The sequence below is a fragment of the Kutzneria sp. 744 genome (assembly GCF_000568255.1).
GTDB lineage: Bacteria > Actinomycetota > Actinomycetes > Mycobacteriales > Pseudonocardiaceae > Kutzneria.
The window spans coordinates 6321360-6346438 of sequence record NZ_KK037166.1 but is presented as its reverse complement, the minus strand read 5'-3'; the positions used below and the strand labels follow the sequence as shown (position 1 = coordinate 6346438).

Sequence of the window (25079 nt, the reverse complement as noted above, 5' to 3'; positions counted from 1 at the left end):
AACACTTCACCCTCAAGCAGAACCCTCTTCGTCGTCAGAATCTGGACGACTTCGTCGAGTGCTACGCGCCCGGACGGCTACACTCAAAGCGGGCGAGTCTGAACCGTTCAAGTCGTCCATCTAGGACGAACCCGTCGCGCGGGACAAGGGGCAACCTGAACACCTGATCCCGGGAGCCGCCACAGGGGCCTGACCAGCGGAAACACTGATTGGGCCACTCCACCAGGCCGTCCGGGCGCAAAATCACGACCCGCCATCACTCCGCTGACGGGCCACCGCGCGTCTTGCGCCGCAAGAGTCAGAAACTTGACCATCATCGCACTGAACAGCGGAAACGGGTCTACTTACGCCCCTCCCGACACACTCACCAAGACTACGGTCAGTGACGGACGCCGTTGATGCGCCGGCATCGCGTGCGCACAAGTAGGACAACTGCATGAACCGAGCGTCGCGACACCCCTGTAGATAACCGTGTGACAGTCGAGCCAACACAGTGAGAGCCAAGCCTCCAGGGCCCCAGTCTACGGCTAGACATTCCAGCCGGCCTCGCCCGCAGCCAACCACGTCGTCATACCTCTATGCAGCCGGTTGCTGAGAAGTGCCCTTATCAGCATACCTTGACGGGTGATGCCCCGGCAGATACTCTGGCGACAGAGCAAAGTGGCGTAGGTCGGGACTCGTCCCCTGACGCTGAGCCGCACCAAAAAGCGGCGCCCCGGGCAGCATGCTGAGCAGAGGCTGACACCGGGGCTTACGCAGCCACTGTACACCATCGCGTCTGGAAGCTGGGGGTCTACATGGACGGGGAGTTCGAGGACCTCCTGGCAGCGTTCTCAGCAGCGCGGATGGAGCCGTACCTCAAGCATTGCAACGGGGACGTCGCCAAAGCTTTTCGGCTGTACGCATGGAACCTCGAGGTGTCGGCCGCGCTCAGCGGCCCGCTGGGCTGCCTTGAAGTTGCACTGCGGAACGCGTTGCACGAGCAGCTCGTCACGTTGGTTGGGCGATCCGACTGGTGGCGTGATCGTCGGGTCGATTTGCATGACGTCGCTAAGGGGCTACTCGCAGAGGCTGCCGCGAACTTGGCGAAGCGCGGCAAACCGGCCGTGCCTGACGCGATGGTCGCCGAGCTGCACTTCGGGTTCTGGGTCGCGTTGCTCGGCAAAGGCCGCAACTACGAGACTACGCTGTGGCGTCCGGCGTTGCGGCACGCGTTCCCGAACTACTCGGGCGGACGTCTCCCCCTGCATAAGCAACTGGACTCGATGAGGTATTTGCGCAACCGGATAGCGCACGCCGAGCCGATCCACCGGCGCCACCTCAAGGCCGACCACGGGACGATCCTGGACTTGATCGGGCGCATCTCGCCGCCGGCCGTGGAGTTTGTACGGCGGCATGATCGGGTGGAGCAAGTGTTGCGGCGCCGCCGCGCCGTATGCGATGGCGACGCCGATCCCCAGTTCTGACCTGGTCGACGTAGCTAGGAGGTGATGACCGTGACGGACCGAACCGTGGTGACGATGACGGACATCGCCGAGCTGGCACGGGTCCGTCGTCCAACCGTGAGCAACTGGCGCAGGCGGCACGATGACTTCCCCAAACCGGCCAAGGACAACGGATCCACGCCGCTGTTCGATGCCGAGGAGATCGCCCTCTGGTTGGATCGCCGGCCCATTGACGACGACCGTACCTATGGCCAGGTCTTCCGTGACAGCCTCCGCATGCGCGCCATCGTCCGGTTCGGTGGAGCGATTGGCGGCGATGACGTCCTCCGACTCTCGGTCGCGTTGGTGTCGCTTCGGGCACACGCGGGTACGCCACTGCCAGCTACCCCTGAGGCAATCGCCACGCTCGCCGGGCGGGTCGAACGGGAGCGTCCAGAACTGGCCGGATTGTTCACCCGCGACCTGATGACACCCTCGGCGTTCGTCGGCCACATCGCCAGGACAGTCGACGAGCTGACGTGCTCGGTCGGGCCGGAAGCGGCGATCGACGAGTTCATTTTCTCGGCCGACCGGGTGGACTCGGCTCTGCGGTCGACGATGACTCCAAAGCCCATCGCCGACCTGATCGCCGCACTCGTCGGCGATGTCACCGGCCGCACCGTCTGTGATCCCGCAGCCGGCGTGGGCAGCCTGCTGTTGCGAGTGCTTGACGGCCGCACTGCCGATCAAGTGACAACGGTGGAGTCGCATTCGACGTGGTGCCGGATCCTGCGACACCGCCTGCTCGCACACGGCGTCGACGCGGAAATCAACCAGAGCGATAGCACCACCGGCTGGCCGGAGAGGCAGGTCGATCTGGTGGTGCTCGACCCCCCGTACATATCCGGCGAGTTCACCGACCGGAAGGCGACGGAGCGGGATTTCGGCCCGTTGGACTGGGTGATGCTCTCGGCGCGGCATCTCGCCCCGGGTGGCCGCGCTTACGTTGTCGTGCCGACCTGGACACTGACCCGCAAGCCCGCTGCCCGCCAACGGCTGCTCGACGCCAAGATCCTGGCTTCGGTGATCCAACTGCCCCGCCGAGCACATCCGTTCCTCACCGGCACTGAATTGGCCGTGCTCGAACTCACTCCGCTTGGCGAAGCAAGCGAGGACGTCGTGTTGTGCAACGCCGATCGGATAGCTGAGGCCGACGAAGGGTGGCCCGCGACGGCTGCCAGATTGGTTCGCGCGCGCACCGTGGAACGCCCGGAGGTATGTCGCAGAATGCGGCTCACGATGCCCGGCGGCAGCTTGCTCCCCGCGCACCGCCTGACGACAGAAAGAACGTCAGTCGACCATGTCGCAAGTGCAATCGCTTCCGTCCAACTTGTCCGGGACCAGTTCCCCGATCAGGTGACGGCGCGCTGGCCTGGCGTCGCCCAGGCGCGTGAGCAGGCACTACTCGTGCCGCTCGCGGCGATCGCGACGGTTCGTGGCGGTCATCGCATCTCGCGGGAAGACATCGCCGACGTCGATCTCGGTACCGGCGGCACAGCGGTGATCGGCCTGGAGGAGCTACGCGGTGGACTGGCCGTGCGTAGCCGATGGATCGACAATCTCGCGCTCGCCAAGTACGAGTCCGCGCAACTAACCGAACCAGGCGACGTCATCGTGCTCGCCGAGGGAGGGCTGTCGGCCACCGTTGACCGAACTGGCGGCCAGCTCGTGCTGGCCCCCGCTCAGGTTGTACGCCTACGACCAGAACGTCCCGACCGTCCTTCGCCACCGATGCGACCGACGCTGCTCGCCAAGCTGCTGACCTCCCCGCGCAACGCCGGCAGGGAAAGCGGATCACTGGTTCGTCGGGTCGACCTGGGAGTGCTGGAGCTACCCGTCCTGACTGAGGCGGAGGTCCTCGCCCTGGATGACTACTTCGTCGACCTGGAGCGGCGCCGGTCGGAGCTGGCCGTCAAGATGAACGCACTGGCACGACTGGACGGTGCGTTGTCGGCGGGTATCGCCGATGGTGTGCTGGCAGTCGCGACAGTGCCGGACGTGCCGCGCACGAGGGTCGGCGAATTCGAGGACGAGCAGGACTGAGGAGCACTAGGTGGCTAAACGATCCGCCCCAACCACATCGGCGGACATGAAGGAGATCCTGTGGAAGGCAGCGGACAAGCTGCGTGGCAGCATGGATGCCGCCGACTACAAGCATTTCGTGCTCGGCCTGGTGTTCCTGAAGTACGTCTCGGACTCCTTCGACGAACGGCGCGAGCAGATAACCGAGGAGCTGGCTGCTGACGGTATTACCGGCGAGCGGGCGGCCCGGCTGATCGAGGACCGCGACGAGTACCTCGGTCATGGGGTGTTCTGGGTTCCGCAGGTGGCCCGCTGGGAGGCCATCGCCGAGGGCGCGAAGGCCGCTTCGGGTGGCAAGTCTGTAGGCGAGCTGATCGACACCGCGATGGACGCGGTGGAGAAGGAGAACCCCGAACTGCGCGGCGTGCTGCCGAAGCTGTTCAACCGCAGCAACGTCGACCTGCGCAGGCTGGGCGAACTCGTCGACCTGATCGGTCGGATCGGCTTCCACGGACAATTGGACCTTGACGGTGGGACCAAGAAGGCCCGCGATGTGCTCGGCGAGGTGTACGAGTACTTCCTCGGCAAGTTCGCCCTCGCCGAGGGCCGGCGGGGCGGTGAATACTTCACCCCGTCGAGTGTGGTGAAGCTGCTCGTCGAGACGCTGGAACCGGCCAAGGGCGAGCGCGTGTACGACCCTTGCTGTGGCTCCGGCGGCATGTTCGTGCAGGCCGAGCGGTTCGTGGAGAGTCACGGCGGGCGAACCATCGACATCGCGGTGTACGGCCAGGAGTTGAACGAGAACACCTGGCGGCTGGCCAAGATGAACCTGGCCATCCACGGCATCAGCGCCGACCTGAGCGACCGGTGGGGTGACACCTTCCACGACGACCAGCACCCGGACCTACGTGCTGATGTGGTCCTGGCCAATCCGCCGTTCAACATCTCCGATTGGGGCGGCGACCGGCTTACCGCCGACCAGCGCTGGACCTACGGCGTGCCACCGAAGGGAAACGCGAACTTCGCGTGGTTGCAGCACATGGCGTTCAAGCTGCGCCCCAAGGGGCGTGCCGGGATCGTGCTGGCGAATGGGTCAATGTCGTCGAAGCAGTCCGGCGAGGGCGACATCCGTCGGACGATGGTGGAGCGTGATCTGGTGGCCTGCATGGTGGCGCTACCGCCGCAGTTGTTCCGGTCCACCCAGATCCCCGCGTGCCTGTGGTTCCTGACCAGAGACAAGACCCCACAGGGGGCCAAGCGGCTGGCCGACCGACGCGGCGAGGTCCTGTTCATCGACGCGCGTGGCCTCGGTGAGTTGGTCAACCGGACCGAGCGCGAACTGTCGGCTGCCGACATCGAGAGGGTGGCTGGAACCTACCACCGCTGGCGCGGCACCGACCGCGACGCCGAGTACGCTGACGAGCCCGGCTTCTGCTACTCAGCCAATCTGGACGAGATCAAGCAGAACGACTTCGTGCTCACCCCCGGCCGCTATGTCGGCAGTGCGGCTGTAGCGGAAGACGACGAACCGATTGGCGACAAGATCGCCCGACTCACCGAGCAGCTTTACGCCCAGTTCGCCGAGTCGACCTGCCTTGAGCAGGAAGTCCGCACTCAGCTGGGGAGGCTCGATGTCTGAGTTGCCAGCTTGGCCTGTGATGGAATTTCAGTCACTAGCCTCGCTCGACCCAGCAAGCTTCTCGATTGGTCCCTTCGGTTCGAGAATCACTAAGGACAACTACACCAAGACTGGCGTGCCAGTTGTACGAGGTGTTAATCTTTCGCGCGGAACCTTCCTTGACGAACAGTTCGTTTACGTTAGCAATCAAAAGGCCGACGAGCTTTCGTCATGCATCCTCCTGCCCGGGGATCTCGTATTTACACATCGAGGAACAATCGGACAGGTTTCGATGATACCGCGAAATTCGAAATTTGAACGATATATACTTTCATCGAGCCAAGTAAAAGCCCGCCTTAACACGCAGGTTGCACTGCCCGAGTTCTACTACTATTGGTTCACTTCCCCCAAGGGGCAACAAGCACTGCTCGCGAACGCCTCGACGGTAGGCGTGCCAGGTATCGCCAGTCCACTGGCCACTATAAAAGCGCTGCGCGTACCAATTCCTTCGATCTACGAACAGCGTGCTACGGCCACCATCCTTGGAGCACTGGATGACAAGATCGCGGTCAACGACCGGATCGCCGCGACCACAAATCAGTTGCTTGATACTTATTTTTCCCGCTTGATAGCCAATACGCAACGGACCATCCAGCTTGGCGAAATAGTTGAGTTTTGCTACGGAAAGGCCCTCAAAGAGGAGAATCGAACCATTGGCACGGTGCCGGTTTTTGGAGGAAACGGAATATCCGGGTGGCATGATAAGCCACTAGTGAACGGCCCTGGCGTAATCATCGGCAGAAAGGGGGCGAACGCCGGTTCGATCTCATGGTCTCAGTGCGACTTCTGGCCGATCGATACATCATTCTTCATTCGAACACGGACAGGCCTTCCCATAGAGTTCATCTACTTCCTACTCAAGGGAGCCAATCTGAGACGATTGGTCGGAGACTCGGCAATACCAGGATTGAGTCGGGACATTGCCTTGCGCTGCGAAGTTGCTATTCCCAACACAGAAGCTATCCATAATTTTACTCCCTTGGCCCGAACAATGCTTGAGCTTGTCGACAAGAAGGGCGACGAGAGCCGCGCGTTGGTCGAACTTCGGGACATGCTGCTGCCGAAGTTGATGTCGGGCGAGTTGCGAATCAAGGATGCGGAGCGACAAGTAACCGAGGTGGTCTGAGAGGGGGCGGCGATGGCGGGCATGTCGGAAGCCGACTGGGAAGCGCACGCGCTGGACGGGTTGGCTGAGTGGTCCTGGCAGCACCTGGAGGGCTCCGCTGTCGCCCCGCGCACGGGGGAACGTCCCGGCTGGGACGAGCTGGTCCTCACCAGGCGGTTGCGGGCCGCTCTACGCAGGATCAATCCGGACCTTCCGGCATCGGCGCTGGATGCCGCGCTCGCCGAACTGCTCGACCGCCGCTCACAGGACGCCCTGCACGAGAACCATCGGATGCACGGCCTGCTCACCCGTGGCATCCGCATCTCGTACACCGATGAGGCCGGCACCGAACGCCATCCCACGGTGTGGGCGATCGACTTCAACGACCCGTACGCCAACGAATTCCTGGCCGTCAACCAGGTCCGACTCGCTGATCGCAAGCACACTCGCCGATTCGACATCGTCTGCTACGTCAACGGCCTGCCCTTGGCCGTGTTCGAGCTGAAAAGGGCGGACACCGAGGACAACAGCGAGACGGCCTATCGGCAACTACAGACCTACCGCCGCGAGTTCGGAGTCACCGGGTTCGCCGTGCCGATCGTCGCGATCGTCTCCGACGGCATCACCGCACGCGCCGGCACGCCGTTCAGTCCATGGGAGCACATGGCGCCGTGGAACGTCGACGAGCAGGGCAAGCGAGTAGACGTCCGCGCGGGCAACGCACTTGAGGTCCTGATCAACGGGATGTTCGCACCGGAACGCTTTCTCGACCTGATCGCCAACTTCGTCTCGTTCTCCGCGGACAACGGCGGTGCGGTGGACATTGTGCGGCTGGCCAAGGCGCACCAGTTCCACGCGGTCAACCAGGCGGTCGCGGCGACCGTGCAGGCCGTGGCGACCGACGGCCGGGCCGGTGTCGTCTGGCATACCCAGGGCTCGGGCAAGAGCAAGGAGATGGAGTTCTATGCCGCGAAGGTGGCCCGGCATCCAGCATTGGCGAACCCCACGGTGCTGATGCTCACCGACCGGATCGACCTGGACAGCCAGCTGTATGAGACGTTCTCGGCAAGCACTCTCCTGCCGGAGCGGCCCAAGCAGGCCCTCACTCGCGCCGAGTTGCACACCGAGCTCGATCGGCCCAGCGGCGGCATCATCTTCTCCACACTACAGAAGTTCAGCCTCACCAAAGTCGAAAAGGAAGCCGGCCGTAGGCATCCGGTGCTTTCGTCGCGCCGCAACCTGATCGTGGTGGTGGACGAGGCGCACCGCAGTCACTACGACTTCATCGATGGCCTGGCCCGCGCCCTGCACGACGCTCTGCCCCACGCGAGTTTCATCGCGTTCACCGGCACCCCGATCACCCGCGCCGAGGCGAACACTCGAGGCGTATTCGGTGACTATATCGATATCTACGACCTGACCCGTGCGGTGGACGATGGCGCGACCGTGCCGGTGTTCTACGAGAACCGGCACATCCCGGTGCACCTGCCCGAAGGCGTTAAGGTCACCGATCTCGACGAACGGGTCGAGGACCTAACCGCCGACCTGGACTCCGACGAGGCCCGTGAGATCGCCAGGGGAACCAGGATCTACGAGGACGTGGTCGGTGCCCCGGAGCGGCTGCGGAAACTGGCCGAGGACATCGTGGAGCACTGGGAGGCCCGCCGGGAGCAGATGATCAAGCTGACCGGAGTTGCTGGCAAGGGGATGATCGTCGGCTACACCCGGCGGATCTGCGCGCTGCTCTATGACGAGATCATCAAACTCCGACCGAAATGGGCGTCGGCAGACGACGGCAAGGGGATCATCAAAGTCGCCTACACGGGCACACCTGGCGAGAAGCCGCCGGTTGGCACGCACGTCCGAACCCCGGCCAAACTCAAGGCGATCAAGAAGCGGGTCACCGATGCCAAAAATGACCTGGAACTGGTGATCGTCCAGTCGTTGTGGCTGACCGGATTCGATGCCCCGCCGCTGCACACGCTCTATCTGGACAAGCCGATGCGCGGCGCATCGCTGATGCAGGCGCTGGCCAGGGTGAACCGCCGGTTCGGCGAGAAGCCGTCCGGTCTGGTGGTGGACTACCTCGGTATCGCGGATGACCTGACCCGCGCGCTGGCCGAGTACACGGTGGCCGACCGCGACCACAAGCCGATCGGCCGGGATACGAACGAAATTCTGGATCTTGTACGCGAACTGCACGGCGTGCTGGTCGCACAACTGGCCGGCATCGACTGGCGCAGGGTGCGGGATTCCGGACGGCCGAAGGCTTTCCATGATGCGGCCGTGGACGTGGCGAACTACCTCAAGCGGCCCGAACCCGACCGGCCGGAGAACCAGCCGACCGCCCAGCAGCGGTTCACCAAGACCGCACATGACCTGCTGCGCGCGTTCGCATTGCGCCCCAAAGCACGCGAGCTGGCGGACCTCGTCGACGACATAGCGTTCTTCGAGACGGTTCGGATCTACCTCGCCAAGTGGGATGCCGAGGAACGCGCCGAGCGGGGCATCTCCGGCCGGGCCGAGGTCGAGTTCCTGGTCCGCCAGCTCACCGCCGGGGCCGTCGCGGTGGACGAGGTGGTGGATATCTACGCAGCCGCCGGGCTGGAGAAGCCAGACCTGTCACACCTCGATGAGGCGTTCGTGGCCCGGCTGCGCGAGAGCAAGCGCCCGCAGCTGGCGTTGGAGGCGCTACGACGCGCCATCGAGCGGGAGATCCGTGCGGTGCACCCGCACAATCTAATCCGGCAACGCACGTTCTCTGACAAATTGCTGGAGACCATGCGTCGTTACACCAATGGCGCCCTGGCCTCGGCCGAGATCATCGCGGCACTTGTGGATCTAGCCAAGGAGGTGTCCGCGGACCGGGGCCGGGCTAAGGATCTCGGTCTAACCGAGGATGAGTTGGCGTTCTACGACGCGGTCGCAAGCAACGAGTCCGCCGTGCGGGAGATGACCACCGGCGCCCTTGCCGAGATCGCACGGGATCTGGTAAGTGCGGTCCGGGCCGACAGGGCGGTGGACTGGTCGGTACGTGAGCAGGTACAGGCGCGGTTGCGTAGCAAGATCAAGCGGTTGCTAGCTCGGCATGGATATCCCCCGGATGCAGAAGCCCGCGCTGTGGAGCTGGTGCTGCGGCAAGCCGAAACCTTCGCCGAAGATGACGCCGCCTGACCAGCAGTGCCCGAATGAGGTCACACTGCGTCACAACCGCCGTTTCCGGATTGTGGACGACCCAGGCCGTCTACAATCCGTCATACATCGAAGAACAACCACCAACTGCGACTAACAACAACCACGAACCACCAGGTCAGCGGCGAAGTTTATGGTAAAGATGCAGGTCAGCGACGGGTGTGAGCAATTCTACGACATGCGATCCAGGTACCTGCACAGTTCTGCGACGAACCCCGCCGGGGGCACCACACCGAAACCGTACGCTACCGGCCAGCGGGGTCACTGTTCGTTGCTCGTTCAGCCCTTGCCCGAGTATGTCAAACACGGGTTCCCGCAGCATGTAGGAACGCGGACGCCCGAGAACGACAGGTGGCCTGCGGAAACGGAGTTACTCAGCGGTGGGGCGTCCCAAACCCGAGGAATACGTCACAGCCAGATCCTACAGCAGTCCGGTATCAGGACTGATCGGCAAGCCTCCGGCGCAGCTCCTTGAGCCGTTCCGGTTCTCCAGAAGTCGGGTCGGGCGCGGTCCAGAATTCCCAGCCATCAGTCGCGCGCGTGGATTCTTTGAGGTCCAGCCCCGCAATATCCATCTTGACTGCCTCACCAGCCGAACTCAAAGACTTATAGTTCTGCCCGTTGAATCGCAGTGATCCGTCCGAGAGAAGTTCAGCTTGGCGTTGCTCTCGACGCCATTCCGCAGTCAATGGCCGTCGCGTTGACAGGAGTCCCGCATCGATCAGGTCGGCAACGGTCAGAGCTCGCTCCGCAGCGCTCACCTTTGTTCGTGCGCTGGGGGCCTTGGGTGATCGCGACCCAGTCAAGTCACTCGGTCCGGATCGACCTGACCGAACAGCCTGGCCTGCGTTGAGAGGCGAGTTACTGGTCACGAGCGGCGCAGTTGCAGGAAAGTCAAAGGTGGCACGAGCACGCATGAGACTTGCCCTCACCTCGGCTCGACTGAGGTTCGGTACCTGTTTGACGATCAAACTAACAAGCTCGCGCGGAGGCTCTTGACCACCAAACAAATCGGCAAGCGCACCACGCACTTGCCGATCGACGAAGTATCCTTTCCACAAGTCTTGGATGCGGTTGTCCCGCATATCGTTCTTGCTGAGCAATGCGAGAACATCGACTGCTTCGTCGACATCTTCCACAAGACGAACCGAACGGAACAGCTTCTGTTCGACAGGCACCGGGGCATGGGCGTTATAAATACGCCACTCTGCCCCGTCGGTAAGGGCGACCCATTCCACGCCGGCAACAGCTGCGTAGCTGATCGTCTGGTTCGCCCAGCGGGGATCATCGAGGTTTTCGCCGAGACCCTTCGCCTCGATGAACAACCGTGGCGTCCTCATGATCAGCAAGGCATAGTCGACGGGGTTGTCGGTCGTCCTCCTCCGATACTCCCGGTGCACCTCATCCGGGTCGAGGATGTCCCATTCAAGAGCGCTGATCACCGGCTCGATGAGGCTCGCCTTCGTGTTCTGCTCGCCGATCCGGTGCGCCTGACGTCCATGGCGTTCCAGCCACTCGACGCACTGCTTGAGGGTGTCATACAGCGTCACCGATGTCTCCCCGCCATCGCCAGCGGCTACTCGGAGTGAGAGCCTCGGACAAGTATATGGGCACCCGTGGCCGACAGGCCCGTCATCAACACCTGGTGAGGGTAACCGGGGTTCGCTGGCGGCATCCGGCGCGGAGATACCCGGCCGCTCGAACTCACCGTTGTGGTGGAGGACGAAACCCTGCCGCGACCTCACGTCACGGCAAGGCAGACTCGGCAGAGCTACCAGGTCTCGACGGGATACGGTGGCGCTTCGGTGTCCAGCACCAGCCGGCGAGGAACGACATGACTGACGATCTGTCGGCCGCGTCCGCGGCGGGACGCAACTTCAGCCCAAACTCCGGAATCGCTGCGACCGCCAGTTTAGCGGCCCGCCGGGACTGCTGACGAAATGCAAATCTTGTCAATCGCTTAGCTCGTACTTCTCAAATAGGTCCTTTCCGAGTCGGTATTCTTTGCGATCGTGCTGCAGTCGGCCGGCAACTATGCCTGGCGCTACCCCCAACTGAGCCGCGAAAGCTCGGATTTGACCGGGGGCCCAGTGATTGATTTTGGCGAGATCGTCATTATACATGGATGGTACGAGCAGTTCTGCGGCAAAATTGTTTGCCTCTTCTTCTTCCCGTGGTGGCCCGGTACCTTGCTTCGCAATATCCTCCGCCTCAATGAAGACGCTGCGTTTGCCATGTAGGAGTACGTGTGCAAGCTCGTGAAAGAATGCGAACCAAAGCTTGTCGTTGCGCTTGCCGCGAAGGCTTAGCTGTACCACCGCTTTTGTTGGTGAAAGCCATCGTGTGGCACCGCTTGCACGGCATCCGGTAATCTCATTAACAAAGACGACCGCGACTCCAGCGCTGGCACACAGTTGCCTCATACGCGGTTCAAACTCTGTCGGAGTTAGAACGGTCAACTGTCGCAGTTCGGGCAGAATCGCTTTGAGCCTCACGCGATCAAAGGGCTCACATGAGACCTTTGCTGCTTCAAGCTCGCCCAGGCGAAGCCAGGCCGCCATTGCGCCGGTTTCAACTTTGAATGCGGCCGATTTAAGGTACTTAGCGGCGGGGTTTTCCCACACCTCCTCCCATGCCTCGACGCCGGCCACGCCAAAAAAATCTAGAGCTTGCTGTAGCACTCGCGGTTCGTCGTTGCGGTCTGCGGTGATTTTGCCGAGCTTTCGAAGTGCAGCTATCGGCATCCGCTTTAGCCAAGTCACGTGCGCAGCTAGATTCTTTCGTTCTTGCGCACGAGACAGATGGTCGCGATATCGAGACTCTAGTTCGTTCCAGAAGCGAGCCGGTACACCGGTAGCACGCTCCAAAGAAATGGCAGTCTCGTGCGTGAGAACAGCCTGCCCCTGGATGATCTGATTAACATGCTTGGCGGACAAGCCTGTACGGGCAGCCAGCTGGGTCTGGCTCATGTCCAGGGCGTCGAGGGTTTCACGCAGAGTCTCGCCTGGCGGCAGGACCTCGGTGGGCTCGTAGCGATGGCGCTCACGAGAGCTGGGGTGCGCTGTCGTCATCGATGTCACCTCCTCGTTCTGGTTGTTGAAGCGGTTGCTTGCGTCGCGCACTGGCGCGGCTCTTGACTGGTAGACCCGCCGCCGCCAGCGAAGCTAGCCACGAGCGCGCCTGGCCCGTGCAGTTCCGCCCATGTGCTGGCTCTAGCTCTTCGGTTCGTTCCTCTTCCTTCCCTGTCCAACGTCCCCCCTTGCGCTTGGTGGTCTTGACCATCTTGACCGCTCCACCGTTCAGCCCTGGTCAATGCGTGTCATCGATCTCAAGAACGAGCAGGCGGGTCACTCGTTCGAGGTCGATGCCGCCATCGTCTCGACGGAGCATTGGGTCGTCGTCGACCGCCACGAGCAGGCGGTAGGGACCGTCAAGATCCAGCGAGAACTGTTCATCCCGGTCCGCTCCGAGCTGATGGCATCGAGCCTGAGGCAGTGTCATGAGCTCGGCAAGCGTGGATGCCGCCATCATCTGGTCGAGCCGTAGTTGGACCTTCTTGGCTCGTTCACGGCCCCACCTGCGCCGCATCTGTGCAGGCGAGCGGCATGTCCTGGCCATCTGCCCCGAGGCGAAGCTGACCTCCATCACCGTCCCCAACGTCGCGGAGCTGTTTACCTGCCAGGTACATCATCTGATACTCTTCACCTACCAGGTATAGAATATACCGCGCCAGGATGGTCGGTGCCAGGTCTGTCACCCGATCGCCGAGCGCGGCGTGGGAAGGCGGCTGACCTGGGTCTTTACAGCAGAAGCTCGACGATGGATGGACGTCCGCCAACCGGCGAGCAGACACCACGTCCCTCGAAACAACGGAGACCCTCGCCGGCCAGGGCAAGGGTCTCCAGTGGGCCAACCGAACCTGTCAGAACAGTCAGCACGGAAAGAGTGCCAGAGATGCCCGACGCGACGCACTACCCCAGCCCTTCGGAAGCACCAGCGGGACAGGACGAGAACCCGACCGTCCGCCACACCGTGGAGATCCGCGTCAACAAGAAGCCGGTCGACATCAAGGGGCCACGGGTCACCGGCTTGGAGATCAAGCAGGCCGCCATCGCCCAGGGCGTCCAGATCGAGCTGGACTTCGTGCTCTCCGAGGAGCTGCCGTCCGGCGAGAGCAAGGTCATCGGCGACGCGGACGTGGTGACGGTGACCAAGCACTCCACGTTCACCGCCGTCGCCGATGACGACAACTCGTAGCCAGGTGACCGTCAGATGACCCCCGAAGTTGGTCAAGCCATCGAGGAGATCCGAGCCGGATTCCCGCAGGCCGAGGTTCAGGTCACTGAGGAGGCTGACGGAGGCGCGGTCGTCTTCGTCAGCCCGGTCGACCCAGGCCCTCCATATACGCAGGGTGAGACCTGGATCGGCTTCCGTATCACCTTTCAGTACCCCTACGCGGACGTGTACCCGCACTTCGTGCGAGGTGACCTCGCCCGTACCGATGGTGCCGTTCTGGGGGAGGGAATGTCGGTGACGACGTTTGCCGAGCGCTCGGCCGTTCAGATCTCTCGGGCATCGCGCCGGCTCAACCCAGTAACCGATACCGCGCTGATCAAGTTGCAGAAGGTGCTGACGTGGCTGCGCTCCCGCTAGCTCGCCGGTGGACTCTGCATCTGCCAGCCCCGATGACGGAGCAGCTGACGGGCCACCTCTTTCCCGGGGACGGCGACGAGCACGGTGCCGTCATCGGGGCCGGCGTGGTCGAGACGGGTCGCGGAACCCGCCTGTTGGGTCGACGTCTCTACCTCGCCCGCGACGGCGTCGACTACGTGCCCGGCCGACGGGGGTACCGCATGCTCGCCGCGACCTTCGTGCGGGATCGCGTCCTGGACTGTGACCACGAGGGCCTGGCCTACCTGGCCGTGCACTGCCACGGCGGTGCGAGCTATGTCGCCTTCTCTGGTGACGATCTTGCATCTCATGAGCGTGGCTACCCGGCGCTGCTCGACATCCTGGAGCATCAGCCCGTCGGTGGCCTTGTGCTCGCCCGAGACTCCTTGGCGGGGGACATCTGGCTCCAGGAGGGCAACCGGGTCGAGCTCACGTCAGCGGTCGTGCATGGTGAGCCGACTCGTGTACTTCATCCGTCTCCTCCGCCGGCGCCGCTAGCAGATCTGACCTATGACCGGCAGAGCCGACTTTTCGGCGACCGCGGTCAGGCGATCCTTGCTGGTCAAAAGGTTGGCATCATCGGGGTCGGCGGCGCCGGCTCGCTGATCAATGAGTACCTGGCCCGCGTGGGCGTCGGGCACATCGTCAGCATCGACCCCGACCTGATCGAGACGTCCAACCTGCCGCGCGTCGTCGGGAGCAGGCGACGCGATGCGCGGCCCTGGCTGACTGACCCTACACGACCGGCTTTCATCCGCCGGATCGGGCAGCAGCTGGCTACGCCCAAGGTCAAGGTCGCCCGGCGAGTCGCCCGCCAAGCCAACCCGCAGATCAGGTTCGACGCCGTTGAGGGCGACGTCACCCACGACGATGTCGCCCGCAGCCTCATCGACTGCGACTACCTGTTCCTGGCCGCCGACTCGATGCAGGCGCGCTTGGTGGTCAATGCGGTCGTCCACCAGTACATAATTCCGGCAGTTCAGGTTGGGGCCAAGGTTCAGCTCGATCGGGATGGGAACGTAACCGACGTCTTCAGCGTGGTTCGCCCCTTGACGCCCGGGCTGAGCTGCCTGTGGTGCAACGAGCTGATCAAGCCAGACAAGCTGCAAGAGGAAGCTCTCACACCGGAGCAGCATCGCCAGCAGCGTTACGTTGACGACGCCGACATCCATGCCCCCAGCGTCATCACGCTCAACGCGGTGGCCGCCGCTCATGCCGTGGACGACTACCTCATGTCGACAGTCGGACTCCTCTCGGCGCCTCACAGTGAGCGCTGGACGAGATTTCACCCCACTGCTTCCGAGACAACCGGTCGAGTTATCCGCGAAATTCCGCGCTCCGACAATGATTGTCCGGAATGTGGTACTAACGGCCGACTAGGACTGGGCGCGGGCCAGCGACTTCCCGTCAGAATTGCCAGTAAGGTACGACAGTCGCAGAGGAATGGTCGGCGATGGAAAGAAAGCTTACATCCGGGCGTGGCGGTTCGAAGCAAGCGGATCGGGCGTCGGATGCCTTGGTGGTTCTTCAGGAGCTCATTCGTCGACCGCCGTCCGCCGATTCTGGTCTGTCAGCGATGACGAGAGGTCTGCCTGTTGGTATTCCTCGGATTGCTGGTAGGCAACGTTGTCACGCGGCTCTAGGTAACACTGTTCCAGTAGCCGCGATGGCTACACGTGCCATTCCAGCGGAGTCGACGACGACATCGGCCAGGTCGGACCGATATAGCAGGACCCCAAGGTCGGCGGGTGCGTGGGAGTACTTCATCGGCCGCCGTGCGCCGCCGCTTCCCTGTCCGATCTGTGAGGACATCCGAGTAACCTCGTGCTCGGCGGCCGAGCCGGCGCGGCCAGCGCAGAGGATTCCGGGTCTCACCGGATCGACTTGGGCACCCGCTTGAGCACCTGCTCGATGGTGTCGATCAGCTCGGTCTCCGCCTGGTCCGCGCGTTTCTGGGCTGCCTTGGCCTCGGACTGCTTGGCACGGATCTCCTCGCTCATGTCCTGGTGAGCGGGCAGTTCACCGGTGTTGACTTGGTGCTGCGTCGCGTAGAGCTCGTTCAGTGCGGCGTGGATGCCGGCCCAGGTCCAATGAGCGTCGGCGTAGCGCTCGAACGCGTCCCGAACCTCCTGGTGGCCGAACATCCGAAGCCTGATCCGGGTCCGCCGACGCTCGACCTCATCAAGCGCCGCGATCGCGGATCCGCCATCGGCCGGTAGGCTGTGCATCGCCTTGGCGCGGTCCGCCGTCCAGGCCGCCGCCTCCAGCAGAACCCGTTCGTAGACCTCGACTTGACGCTCCCATCGCCGCTGGTGGTGGTCCTTGCGGCGGGTCGCGGCGAAGACGAGCCAGGTGACCGTCGCGGTGATGATCGCGCCCAGCGTGACGCCGATCCAGGTCGGCAAGGCGGTGAGGTCCATCTGTCCATGATGGACCTCAAGCCTGACAACGCGTCGACTTGCTCGGGTGGCCACGCTTGGGTTTCAGATTGCCTCTGGTCACGCCGGTGCCGCACGCGGGATGAGGTTGGCAGCCTTCTCGGCGGCCGTACGGGCGTAGTCGGGAAGGACGCTCGTGTAGGTGTTGGCCGTCAGGGTGTAGGAGGCGTGACCGAGAAGCTCCTGGACGGTCTTCATGTCCGCCCCACCGGCCAGGGCAAGTGTCGCGGCGCCGTGTCGGAGATCGTGCAGCCGGACCGGTGGTAGGCCGGCGTTGGCGGTGAGTGCCTGGAACCGGTCGGTGACAACGGCTGGATGCCAGGGGCTGCCATCTGCATGGGTGAACACCAGGCCGGTGTCCTGCCAGTCGCGTCCGGCCGCGAGCCGGTCCTGGTGTTGCCTCGCGCGATGGGCACGCAGTACGGCGACGGTGCCGGTGTCCAAGGGGATGATCCGGTTGGACGCGGCGGATTTGGGGTCGCTGAACTCGGTGTCCCAGCCGACCTGGACGATCTGGGTGTCCACAGTGATCGCGGCGTTGTCCAGGTCCACGTTGGTCCAGGGCAGCCCGCACGCCTCGCCCCGGCGCAGGCCCCGGGTGGCCACCAGGTGGTACAGCGCGTACAGCTCGTCGCCGACTGCATGGTCGAGGAACGCGCCGGTCAGCTCCGGTGTCCACACCATGACACTGCTCGGGACCTGCCCGGTGTGCCGCCACCGCTTGACCCGTTCAGGGGTCCAGATGACCGGCTTGGGTGGCGTGCCGGAGGGCAACTCCAGCAGGACCGCTGGGTTGGTGGTGATCAGGCCTTCGCGGATGGCGTCGTTGAGGGCTTTGCGGAGGGTGGCGCGGATGCGGTGCATCGTGGCCGGCCCGGTGATCCGCTGGCCCTTGACCGTGGCCCGCACCGTGGGGTCGGTGGAGGCGCGGGCGGTGCGGATGGTGTCGTTGCGTTCCTCGATCCAGTCGAACATCGACACGATGTGGGCGCGGCGGATCCGGTCGATGCGCAGGGTGCCGAGGTGGGGCTTGTAGTACAGCCGGATGTGGCTGGCGTAGGCGCGCCGTGTGGTCTTGGCCAGCCTTTTGCGTCCCGCGATCCATTGGTCGAGGTAGTCGGCCAGGGTGGGGAGTTGGTCGGTGGGGATGCCGGTGTGCAGGTGGCGGCGGATCTCGGCGACGGTGGGCCAGGCGCGTTTGGCGCGGTGGGCGTCGTCGATGGCGTCCGCGATCGTGGTGAGCGTGGTGGGATCGCTCGGGTCGGCCAGGGCCAGCAGGGTGTGGATCGTGGCGAGGGTGTTCTCGGCGTCGCGTTGGGTGGCATGGCCACCCCGGCGGAGTGGGCGGCGTGTCCCGTCGGCGCGGGGCGGCAGCTCGATCTGGGCGTGCCAGATGCCGTGGTCGGAGCTCCAGGCTCCGTTGCGGCGCCGCAGCCGTGGGCACTTCGCGCCGAGGGCGCGTCCGGTGTGGGGGTCGCGGCAGCCGCACCGTTTGTAGGTCGTACCGTTCATCGCCGATCACTCCTGGGCACAATCCGCTGGCGTGGTCGGGTCGATCGACGCTCGACTCCCCGGAGAGGGCCAGTCCTCCGATCCGGTCGTTGCCGGGCTGGCAGTGATGCCAAGGATGTGGAGCAGGCCGGCGATGGGGACGCGGTAGCGGTGGCCGTGCCGCAGCAGCGGGACGGGGAAGCGGCCGGCGCGGGCCAGTTCGTGGCTTTTGGTGCGGCCCATGCCGAGGATCTGTCCGGCGGTGACGAGGTCGGTGCTTGAGCCGAGGGCTCGGATCTGGTCTGGTGTCCACACGCGACGGTTCATCGTGAGCACCTCCTGGAGGCGGCCGCCTCGGACTTGGTGGTCCGTGGGCCTGCCGTCGCGTGGATGTTCGGCGATCGCCTCAGGATCAACACGTCCTCGTGCGCGATCACCCATGCCGGGACGCCGCGGTCGCGGAGTTTGCGGATGTAGTCCAGTTGGAAAAACGAGCTGCGTGGTACGAGGCGTCCGTCGCGGATGCCGGCCAGCAGCGCCACGCACCGCTGCACCGGCTCCAAGCCGGCGGCGACCGCCGCGTCCAGGGTGAGCGAGGGGAAGTCGATGAGTTGCCCGTCGTGGCGGAACGGGCGGGTGGTGATGGCCACGACCCCGCCCGGGCGCAGCAGCGGGATCGTGCCGCGCAGGATCTCGGTGAACCCCTCCAGCAGAGCCGGGATCCGGTGGTGGGCGAGGTTGCCGCGGTCGTGACCGTAGACGTCGTTGACCTTGTGCACGCCATTAGCGCGGTCGCTGGTGACGTGGCCGTGCACGCTGGGCCCATACGGTGGAGAGGTCAACACCAGCGCCACCCGCCCGGCGTAGGTCTCCCCCAAGTCGGCGATGGCGCGGCGGGCATCACCGTGCACAACCCGCCCGGCACCGGGGGCACCAAGCGACCCGGCGAGGTCGAGATTGGCTTGTGCCACGCGGACCCAGCGGTGCTCGTACTCGACGCCGACGGCGTCGCGGCCGGCGTGCACCGCCTCGACCAGGGTGGTGCCGATCCCGCACATCGGGTCACCGACCAGGTCCCCGGGCGCGGTGAAGGTGGCGATGGCGTGCCGGGCGATCGCGGGCATCATCTTCGCCGGGTGTGCGTGCGAATCGGGCACATAGCGGCCGGCACGCTGGGTCTTGGCGATCTGCTGCGCGGTCGGCCACACCGTGACCGGCAGCTCGCCCAACAGGTCACTTCCGCGCTGGCCATGGGAGGAGCGGGACGGGGTGTGCTGGGGGCTCACCGCAGACCTCCCTCAGCCTTGGTGAAGATCACCAAGTCGATGTGGGCCGGCACGTGCACGTACTCGGCGGTTCCCGGCTCGGGCTGGGTGTGGTCGGTGCTGGTGGGGACCAGGAGGCGTTCGCCGTGGACGTGGGCGTGCACGGCGACGATGTGCTGCAGGTAGCCCAGGCCGGCGTCCTCGGCGGCGGCCACGACCATGCCGGTGTGGTTGGCGAACCGGCCCGGCCCGGCGGGGTTGGCGGTGATCACCGCCAGCACGCCGCCCGGGCGCAGCAAGCCGGCCCAGTCACGGTAGGGCTGGCCGGTCGGCGTGATCCACGGGACGGGCAGTTCGACCGCGAGCACCAGTCCCGCTGAGCGGGGTGCCACCGGGGCCGCCAGCGCACCGCCAGCGGTCCGGGCCGGCGCGTCGAGGTGGTGGTCGCCGTTCGTGGTGCGGTCACCCAGGGTGGTTGCCGGGCGGGGCCAGGTGGTGGCGCGGCGCTGGCCGGAGGCGGCCGCGACCGCGGCGATCCGTCCGCTGTCCACGCCGGTCACGACCACGATGTCGTCGGGGCGGGAGAATTCCTCGACGATTCGTGTAATCAGCGAGCGGGAAACGCCGTCGACCAGCAGTGGCAGGCCGCCTTGTTCGGCGGGAGTGGGCGCGCACAGCCAGATCGCCAACGGAACCGTGGGGGCACGCAACGAATGATGCCGGGCCGGTGGTAGTTCCGGCGGAACGGGTGTGATGAGGGGCGGGTGGACGGTGGGCATGGCGTTCTCCTCACCCGGCTGGCTCTTCGGTGTTCTGACTCCCTTCTAAAGCGCGCTGGCACCCCGAAAGTGCCAAAACTCGTCACGATGATTTCTCTGGCCCACCCGGTCGGTGAATCAGCCGACCGGCGCGGGCGAGGGGAATCGGGGCGCCGGCCGGGACACGATCGTTGCAGAGTGATCGCACCGGCCCCAGAGGGCTCGCCGCCCTGGGTTGGGCAGAGTCAGAAGCCGCCCAGCCGCCAGCGGACAGCAGTATCGGTGATCACGCCAGCGCGAGCGTCGGCATCGGACGGAGATCTCCGTGTGCCAGGGCAGGACGGTGCCGGCATCGCAGGGCACCGGCGGATCCGAGTTGTCCAGGACCTGCGTATCGCCGCCGCCCAGTCGACGAGATCGCACAGAATCCAAACCCAGGTGTTCCACCGCCGATCAGTGTTTTCCACCAACTGTCGACCCACGACGGCTTACACACAACGGGGAATACCTTACACAAAGCGCACCAACACCGAAGCCATGAGGCACCTGACCGCACTCGCCAAGAGGCAGGCAAGATCCCTGCGAATATTTCTCCACCGACTCCTCAATCAGCACGACCCCCGCCCTTACAGCTCGAGTAGCCACCTATCGCCGCAGCTCACGGCACACTCGCGCAGTGTCACACGACCCGTCGGGGATACCTTCCACCTTTCTTACGCTGCCTTACACAACGCGGAGTGTGAGAAAACTGAAAGACCGTTCGGTCTCAATGACTGGCATCCACAGCACACCCGGACCGCCGCGACGGGCCGAGCAATGGGGAAGGACGCCAGTCATGGCTGAATACAACGAACAGCGGTGGGACACCGAGCGCGAGGTGTGGGACAACACCGATTCCGCGCCGGTCGAGACCGAATCGCCGGAGGGTGCAGCCGCGCAGGCTGTGGACAACTCCGATGCCCCCGTCGGCGGTGACGAGCGGGAGGTCGCGCCGTGCGCGTGGGGCCACAGCTCGGTGCTGGGCGCGGTGGAGACCGCGTTTCGGCTGCTGACCACCGGCCCGGAGCCGCTGGCCGTCGATGGGGCTCGGCTCGGTCATGGCCTGCCCGCCCGGTCCATTCCGCTGGACGAGTTGCGTGACCTCCTGCTGGAGGCGGCCACGACCCGTGCCGCGCGGGAGGCGGCCTGGGTACGGCTGGTGCGCTCGGCGCAGACCGACGGGGCGGCGTGGGTGGTGGGCGCGGCCGGGGTCGCGCTGCCCGGGCTGCGCAACGTCGCCGGCGAGCTGGCCCGCGGCTACACCGGGGACGTCGCGGATATGGACGCCGAGGTGTTGGACGGGTTCTGTAAGCGGTTGACCACCATCGACCCGGACGCCGGGATGCTGGCCGCACGCCTGGTGTGGGCGGCCGGGCGAGCCGGCGCCAAACTGCGGGCCGCCGAGTGGAAAGGCAGCTGCTGGCATCGGCCGGTGCGGGAGTCGATGGCCCCGGCGCGACCGACCGGGCACCAGGACCTAGTGCTGGCCGACGCCGTCGCCCAGGGCGTGCTCTCCCACCTGGAAGCCTCGGTACTCGGGGCCATTCACGTCGACGGTGCGCATTTGACGGAGGTGGCCCGTCAGCTGGGTTGGACCTACCGGCGGGCCCGGTATCTGCGGGACCAAGCCGAATACCGGTTGGTGTTCTACCTGACCGGGCACCGCCCCCACGAAATCTCGACCGATTTTTGTCACTTTCGGCCCTCGGCCGCGCTTTAGACAGATGCGGGATACCACGGCCACGGTCCGATGACATCACCGGCCGACCCCAGTGTTCTGACAACACCGACGCGATAGCCGCCTCTCTTGGGTGGCATTCGCGCCTGGCTCGGGTGTCCCGCACCAGCACATCACGATGACCGGTTTCCGCTGCGCTGTCGCGCGCCATGTGTTGAAAGGGGGACGCGGCCATGCCCGAGATCACCACCACCGCTGCCGCGCGCCGCCGCACCACCCACCGTCTACTACGCTGCGTCACCTTCTGTGGGGTCGTCCTGCTACTCGCCGTCGGCGACGCGGCACCGGCGTTGGCCGCCGACGCGCCCACGCTGGGCGGGGTCATCGACAAACTGCGCGGTGTCGTGCTCGGTTTGCTGGTCGGGCTGGCCACCCTGTTTCTCACCATCGGCGCGGTGCGGTACCTGGCCGCCGATGGTGACCCCGGCGAGGTCGAGCGGGCGAAGAAGTCACTGCGGAACGCCCTGATCGGCTACGGGGTGGCGATGCTGGCGCCGGCGATCCTGGCGCTGCTGCAGACGGTGGTGGGCTGACCATGTTCCCCACCGGCTCGTGGCGCGAGGGGCATCGATGGCCTGACTGCGGGCGGCTGGTGTATTAGTCAGAGCCCATGGTGAACAGTTGTGTTCTGCCACAGAACTCATGGATCCATACGTATATGCTACCTAAGCTTCTGAGTCCGAAAGTCCGTCTGCAAATCTTTACAGGAAAAGCAGCACTGATGCACGATCGCGCGTGCTCGTTATACGATTGGCGTCCGCGAGGTCTAGTGGTGGCTCGCACTGTCCTGCGTACGGGTCTTTTGGCGCAACCCGCAGTATACACGGAGTCACCCTAACTGGTACTCTGGGGGGCATGGGGAGCAAGAGGACCTGCATATTTCGCACCGCGCAGCGTTGCCTCGGCGCAGCAGTGGGGTGCCGGCCCGCCCCCGACCAGCACGGTCCCGGCCGGACCGTCGGTGCCGCCGATCCAGATCGTGCCGACCACGCCCGCCACACCGGCAACCACGGCGCCGACCACCACCAGCCCTGGCGCTGATCCGGGGGCGGATCCGGCGTGGTGGGACCTGGGCGGCCAGGTCCGCCAGGCCATCAACGACTGGTTCCGCGACCTCGTGCGAACCGGGCTGGAGTCCACTCTGGACTTGTTGGCCAACTCGATCCTGTCCACCCCGGACCTGACCACGCTGCCCGCGATCGCCAGCACCTGGGCGAGCGTGCAGGTGATCGCGAACACGGTGTTCGTGTTGTTCATCCTGGCCGGCGGGATCATCGTGATGAGCCACGAGAGTCTGCAGTCCCGGTTCGCGCTCAAGGAGATCCTGCCGCGCATCGTGGTCGGCTTTGCCGCCGCGAACGTCAGCCTCAGCCTGGTCAGCCAAGGCATCCAGTTCGCCAACGCCCTGTCGGCAGGGCTAGTGAACGGTGCGGCCAGCACCCAGGACGTCATCACCGCCCTGAAAGCGGTCGTGTTGGCGCATATCGCCACCGACGGGATCTTCACGCTGCTGCTGGAACTGATCCTGGACGTGCTGATCATCGTGCTGCTGGTGGTGTGGATCGGCCGCATGATCGCCACCGCCGTGCTCACCACCGCGGCGCCGATACTGCTGGCCTGTCACGCCACCCCCTACACCGACGGCCTGGCCCGATGGTGGTGGCGCGCGGTAATCGGTCTGCTGGCCATGCAGGCCGCCCAGGCACTCACGCTCGTGGTGGCGATGAAGGCGTTCTTCCAGGCCGCCAACTCCACCCAAAGCGGCGGCGGGTGGCTCGCGGCGGGCAGCGGGATCATGGCGCTGCTGGTGTTCCTGGTCCTGATCTACATCGAGATCAAGATTCCGTTCTGGGTGTTCCGCATGGTGTGGGGCACCAGCGGCGGCTCCATGCTCGGCTCGCTGGTCAAGGTCGCCGTGATGGGCAAGGTCCTCGGGATGCTGGGTCTTGGCCGCGGCAGCCACCGCGCCGCGGCCGGTGCTCGGGCCGCGTCGGGTTCTCGCCGCTCGGTCACGCCGGAGGTGGCGCATCGGGCGGCGGTCGGCAAGGCCAGCAGGCTGCGGTGGGGGCCGATTCCCGAGTCCGCGTGGCGGATGCCCGCCGACCCACCCGACCTCGAACCGGCCCCGCTCGCCGTGACTCCGCCGCGAGCGCAACAGCGCCTGGATCGTGCCCTCGCCCACGTGCAGGCCAAGGGAGACCGGGCGCGGGAACGCGCGATCCGCGCCTACACCGCACCCACCGCATCCTCCGAGCGGGTCTCGGCCAGCACCACACCGGTGTCGCAGCCGGCTCATCGGCTCGGAGCCACTCCTGGGGTCACTGCGTCCGCCCCGGTGCCGGTCAGTCGCACATCGGTCCGGACCAGCACCCCGCCGGCGCGGATCTCCGCCACTCCTGCCGAGACGCGGACACCGGCCCCGGGCGCCGTCACCCCGCCGCGGATGTCCGCACCCCCACCGGCGACCGCGCCGGCGCCACCCGTCCGCCCGGCACGCCGACCAGCGGTCGCCGACCCGGCCGCCGCCACCCCGGCCCGGATCTCGGCGACACCGACGCGACTGTCCACCCCGACACCACCCACGACGCCCACGGCGTCGACGGCAGTCACCCCGCAGCGCATCTCCAGCCCACCACCGCGAATCGCAGCCGAGCCTCCACGGATCTCCACATCCCAGCCCACGGCCCGCGTCCAGCCCGCCACCCCAGCCGACGAACCGCCCCGGCCACGACGCCGGAGACGGCGCCGTGGCAACCCGCCCACGCCCAGCACGGAGGAGTAAGCGATGTCCCGCCGCGATGAGGAAATCCCGATGGCCGTCCGCGTACCGGCCAATGTGGACAAGCCCGACACGATCGCGTTCGGTCTCACCGGCCGCCACCTCAGCCTGGTCACTCTGGTCGGGTTGGGACTGTGGCTGCTGTTCGAGGCCACCCGCCCTCTGCTGCCGTTCCTGGTGTTCGCCGCCGTCGCGGTGCCGGTCGCCGGCATGACCGCCGCGGTGGTCCTGATCCGCCGGCACGGACTCGGGTTGGACGAACTGCTGATGGCCGCGCTCAAACAGCGCCACGCACCCCGCCGCCTGGTTCCCGCCACCGACGGTGCGGGAATACCGGGCGTACCCACCTGGGTCACCGCTGCGCCCGAAGCGTTGCCGGCTCCGCTGCAGCTGCCCGCGCACTCCATCAGCCTCGAAGG

The 25079-nt window shown here is 65.3% G+C and carries 20 protein-coding genes; 13 read left to right on the top strand and 7 right to left on the bottom strand.

The features are described 5' to 3' along the window. Positions 1–797: 797 nt before the first annotated feature. Genes KUTG_RS28815 through KUTG_RS28790 form a run of 5 tightly spaced genes read left to right on the top strand, consistent with a single transcriptional unit; the run spans position 798 to position 9463 of the window. Complete coding sequence (locus KUTG_RS28815; RefSeq protein WP_043721190.1) at positions 798–1466, top strand: hypothetical protein; 669 nt, start codon at positions 798–800, stop codon at positions 1464–1466. A gap of 24 nt (positions 1467–1490) precedes the next feature. Further along, positions 1491–3527 carry an N-6 DNA methylase gene (locus KUTG_RS28810; RefSeq protein ID WP_043721189.1) on the top strand — a complete coding sequence of 679 codons (2037 nt, stop codon included), beginning with the start codon at positions 1491–1493 and terminating at the stop codon, positions 3525–3527. Positions 3528–3537: 10 nt separating this feature from the next. Beyond that, on the top strand, positions 3538–5145 hold the full coding sequence (locus KUTG_RS28805; RefSeq protein WP_043721186.1) for a class I SAM-dependent DNA methyltransferase: 1608 nt from the start codon (positions 3538–3540) through the stop codon (positions 5143–5145). Continuing rightward, on the top strand, positions 5138–6310 hold the full coding sequence (locus KUTG_RS61755; protein WP_084579907.1) for a restriction endonuclease subunit S: 1173 nt from the start codon (positions 5138–5140) through the stop codon (positions 6308–6310). Before KUTG_RS28805 ends, KUTG_RS61755 begins: the two co-directional genes overlap by 8 nt. Positions 6311–6322: 12 nt before the next feature. Continuing rightward, positions 6323–9463 carry a type I restriction endonuclease subunit R gene (locus KUTG_RS28790; RefSeq protein WP_198047344.1) on the top strand — a complete coding sequence of 1047 codons (3141 nt, stop codon included), beginning with the start codon at positions 6323–6325 and terminating at the stop codon, positions 9461–9463. Between the two features lie 455 nt (positions 9464–9918). Here the strand turns inward: KUTG_RS28790 and KUTG_RS56725 are convergent, their stop codons facing one another. Both KUTG_RS56725 and KUTG_RS56720 read right to left on the bottom strand, forming a co-directional pair. Beyond that, complete coding sequence (locus KUTG_RS56725; protein ID WP_084579905.1) at positions 9919–11031, bottom strand: restriction system modified-DNA reader domain-containing protein; 1113 nt, start codon at positions 11029–11031, stop codon at positions 9919–9921. 402 nt (positions 11032–11433) lie between these two features. Next, positions 11434–12603 (bottom strand): HigA family addiction module antitoxin, encoded by a 1170-nt coding sequence (locus KUTG_RS56720; RefSeq protein ID WP_084579903.1) that lies wholly within the window; start codon positions 12601–12603, stop codon positions 11434–11436. 190 nt (positions 12604–12793) lie between these two features. Here KUTG_RS56720 and KUTG_RS28780 point away from each other — a divergent pair, with 190 nt between their 5' ends. From KUTG_RS28780 to KUTG_RS28760, 4 genes are all read left to right on the top strand, one after another. Beyond that, on the top strand, positions 12794–13027 hold the full coding sequence (locus tag KUTG_RS28780) for a hypothetical protein (RefSeq protein WP_043721174.1): 234 nt from the start codon (positions 12794–12796) through the stop codon (positions 13025–13027). A 408-nt stretch (positions 13028–13435) separates the two neighbouring features. Then, on the top strand, positions 13436–13738 hold the full coding sequence (locus KUTG_RS28770; protein WP_084579901.1) for a multiubiquitin domain-containing protein: 303 nt from the start codon (positions 13436–13438) through the stop codon (positions 13736–13738). Between the two features lie 15 nt (positions 13739–13753). Next, a complete protein-coding gene (locus tag KUTG_RS28765; RefSeq protein ID WP_043721169.1) occupies positions 13754–14134 on the top strand; it encodes a hypothetical protein in 381 nt (126 codons plus the stop codon). A gap of 32 nt (positions 14135–14166) precedes the next feature. After that, positions 14167–15732, top strand: coding sequence for a ThiF family adenylyltransferase (locus KUTG_RS28760; protein ID WP_084581361.1), 1566 nt, complete (start codon positions 14167–14169; stop codon positions 15730–15732). Between the two features lie 291 nt (positions 15733–16023). Here the strand turns inward: KUTG_RS28760 and KUTG_RS28755 are convergent, their stop codons facing one another. From KUTG_RS28755 to KUTG_RS54005, 5 genes are all read right to left on the bottom strand, one after another. Next, positions 16024–16572, bottom strand: a complete 549-nt coding sequence (locus KUTG_RS28755) for a hypothetical protein (RefSeq protein ID WP_043721167.1) — start codon at positions 16570–16572, stop codon at positions 16024–16026. Positions 16573–16650: 78 nt separating this feature from the next. Continuing rightward, entirely contained in the window at positions 16651–18102 is a 1452-nt protein-coding gene (locus KUTG_RS28750) for a tyrosine-type recombinase/integrase (RefSeq protein ID WP_043721165.1), read from the bottom strand. Positions 18103–18108: 6 nt separating this feature from the next. Further along, a complete protein-coding gene (locus KUTG_RS56715; protein ID WP_198047343.1) occupies positions 18109–18408 on the bottom strand; it encodes a hypothetical protein in 300 nt (99 codons plus the stop codon). Then, positions 18405–19367 carry a TRM11 family SAM-dependent methyltransferase gene (locus tag KUTG_RS28745; protein WP_084579899.1) on the bottom strand — a complete coding sequence of 321 codons (963 nt, stop codon included), beginning with the start codon at positions 19365–19367 and terminating at the stop codon, positions 18405–18407. The genes KUTG_RS56715 and KUTG_RS28745 overlap by 4 nt, the downstream gene beginning before the upstream one ends. After that, complete coding sequence (locus KUTG_RS54005; protein WP_157494838.1) at positions 19364–20125, bottom strand: hypothetical protein; 762 nt, start codon at positions 20123–20125, stop codon at positions 19364–19366. Before KUTG_RS54005 ends, KUTG_RS28745 begins: the two co-directional genes overlap by 4 nt. Before the next feature lie 814 nt (positions 20126–20939). Between KUTG_RS54005 and KUTG_RS28735 the strand changes: the two genes are divergently transcribed. The 4 genes from KUTG_RS28735 to KUTG_RS61750 all read left to right on the top strand — a co-directional run. Then, positions 20940–21863, top strand: coding sequence for a hypothetical protein (locus KUTG_RS28735; protein ID WP_063753575.1), 924 nt, complete (start codon positions 20940–20942; stop codon positions 21861–21863). A gap of 191 nt (positions 21864–22054) precedes the next feature. Continuing rightward, positions 22055–22414 (top strand): pilin, encoded by a 360-nt coding sequence (locus KUTG_RS28730; protein WP_043721164.1) that lies wholly within the window; start codon positions 22055–22057, stop codon positions 22412–22414. A 428-nt stretch (positions 22415–22842) separates the two neighbouring features. Continuing rightward, complete coding sequence (locus KUTG_RS28725) at positions 22843–24663, top strand: hypothetical protein (RefSeq protein ID WP_043721163.1); 1821 nt, start codon at positions 22843–22845, stop codon at positions 24661–24663. 3 nt (positions 24664–24666) lie between these two features. After that, positions 24667–25079: PrgI family protein (locus tag KUTG_RS61750; RefSeq protein WP_043730960.1), on the top strand; the 413-nt coding region annotated here is incomplete at its 3' end.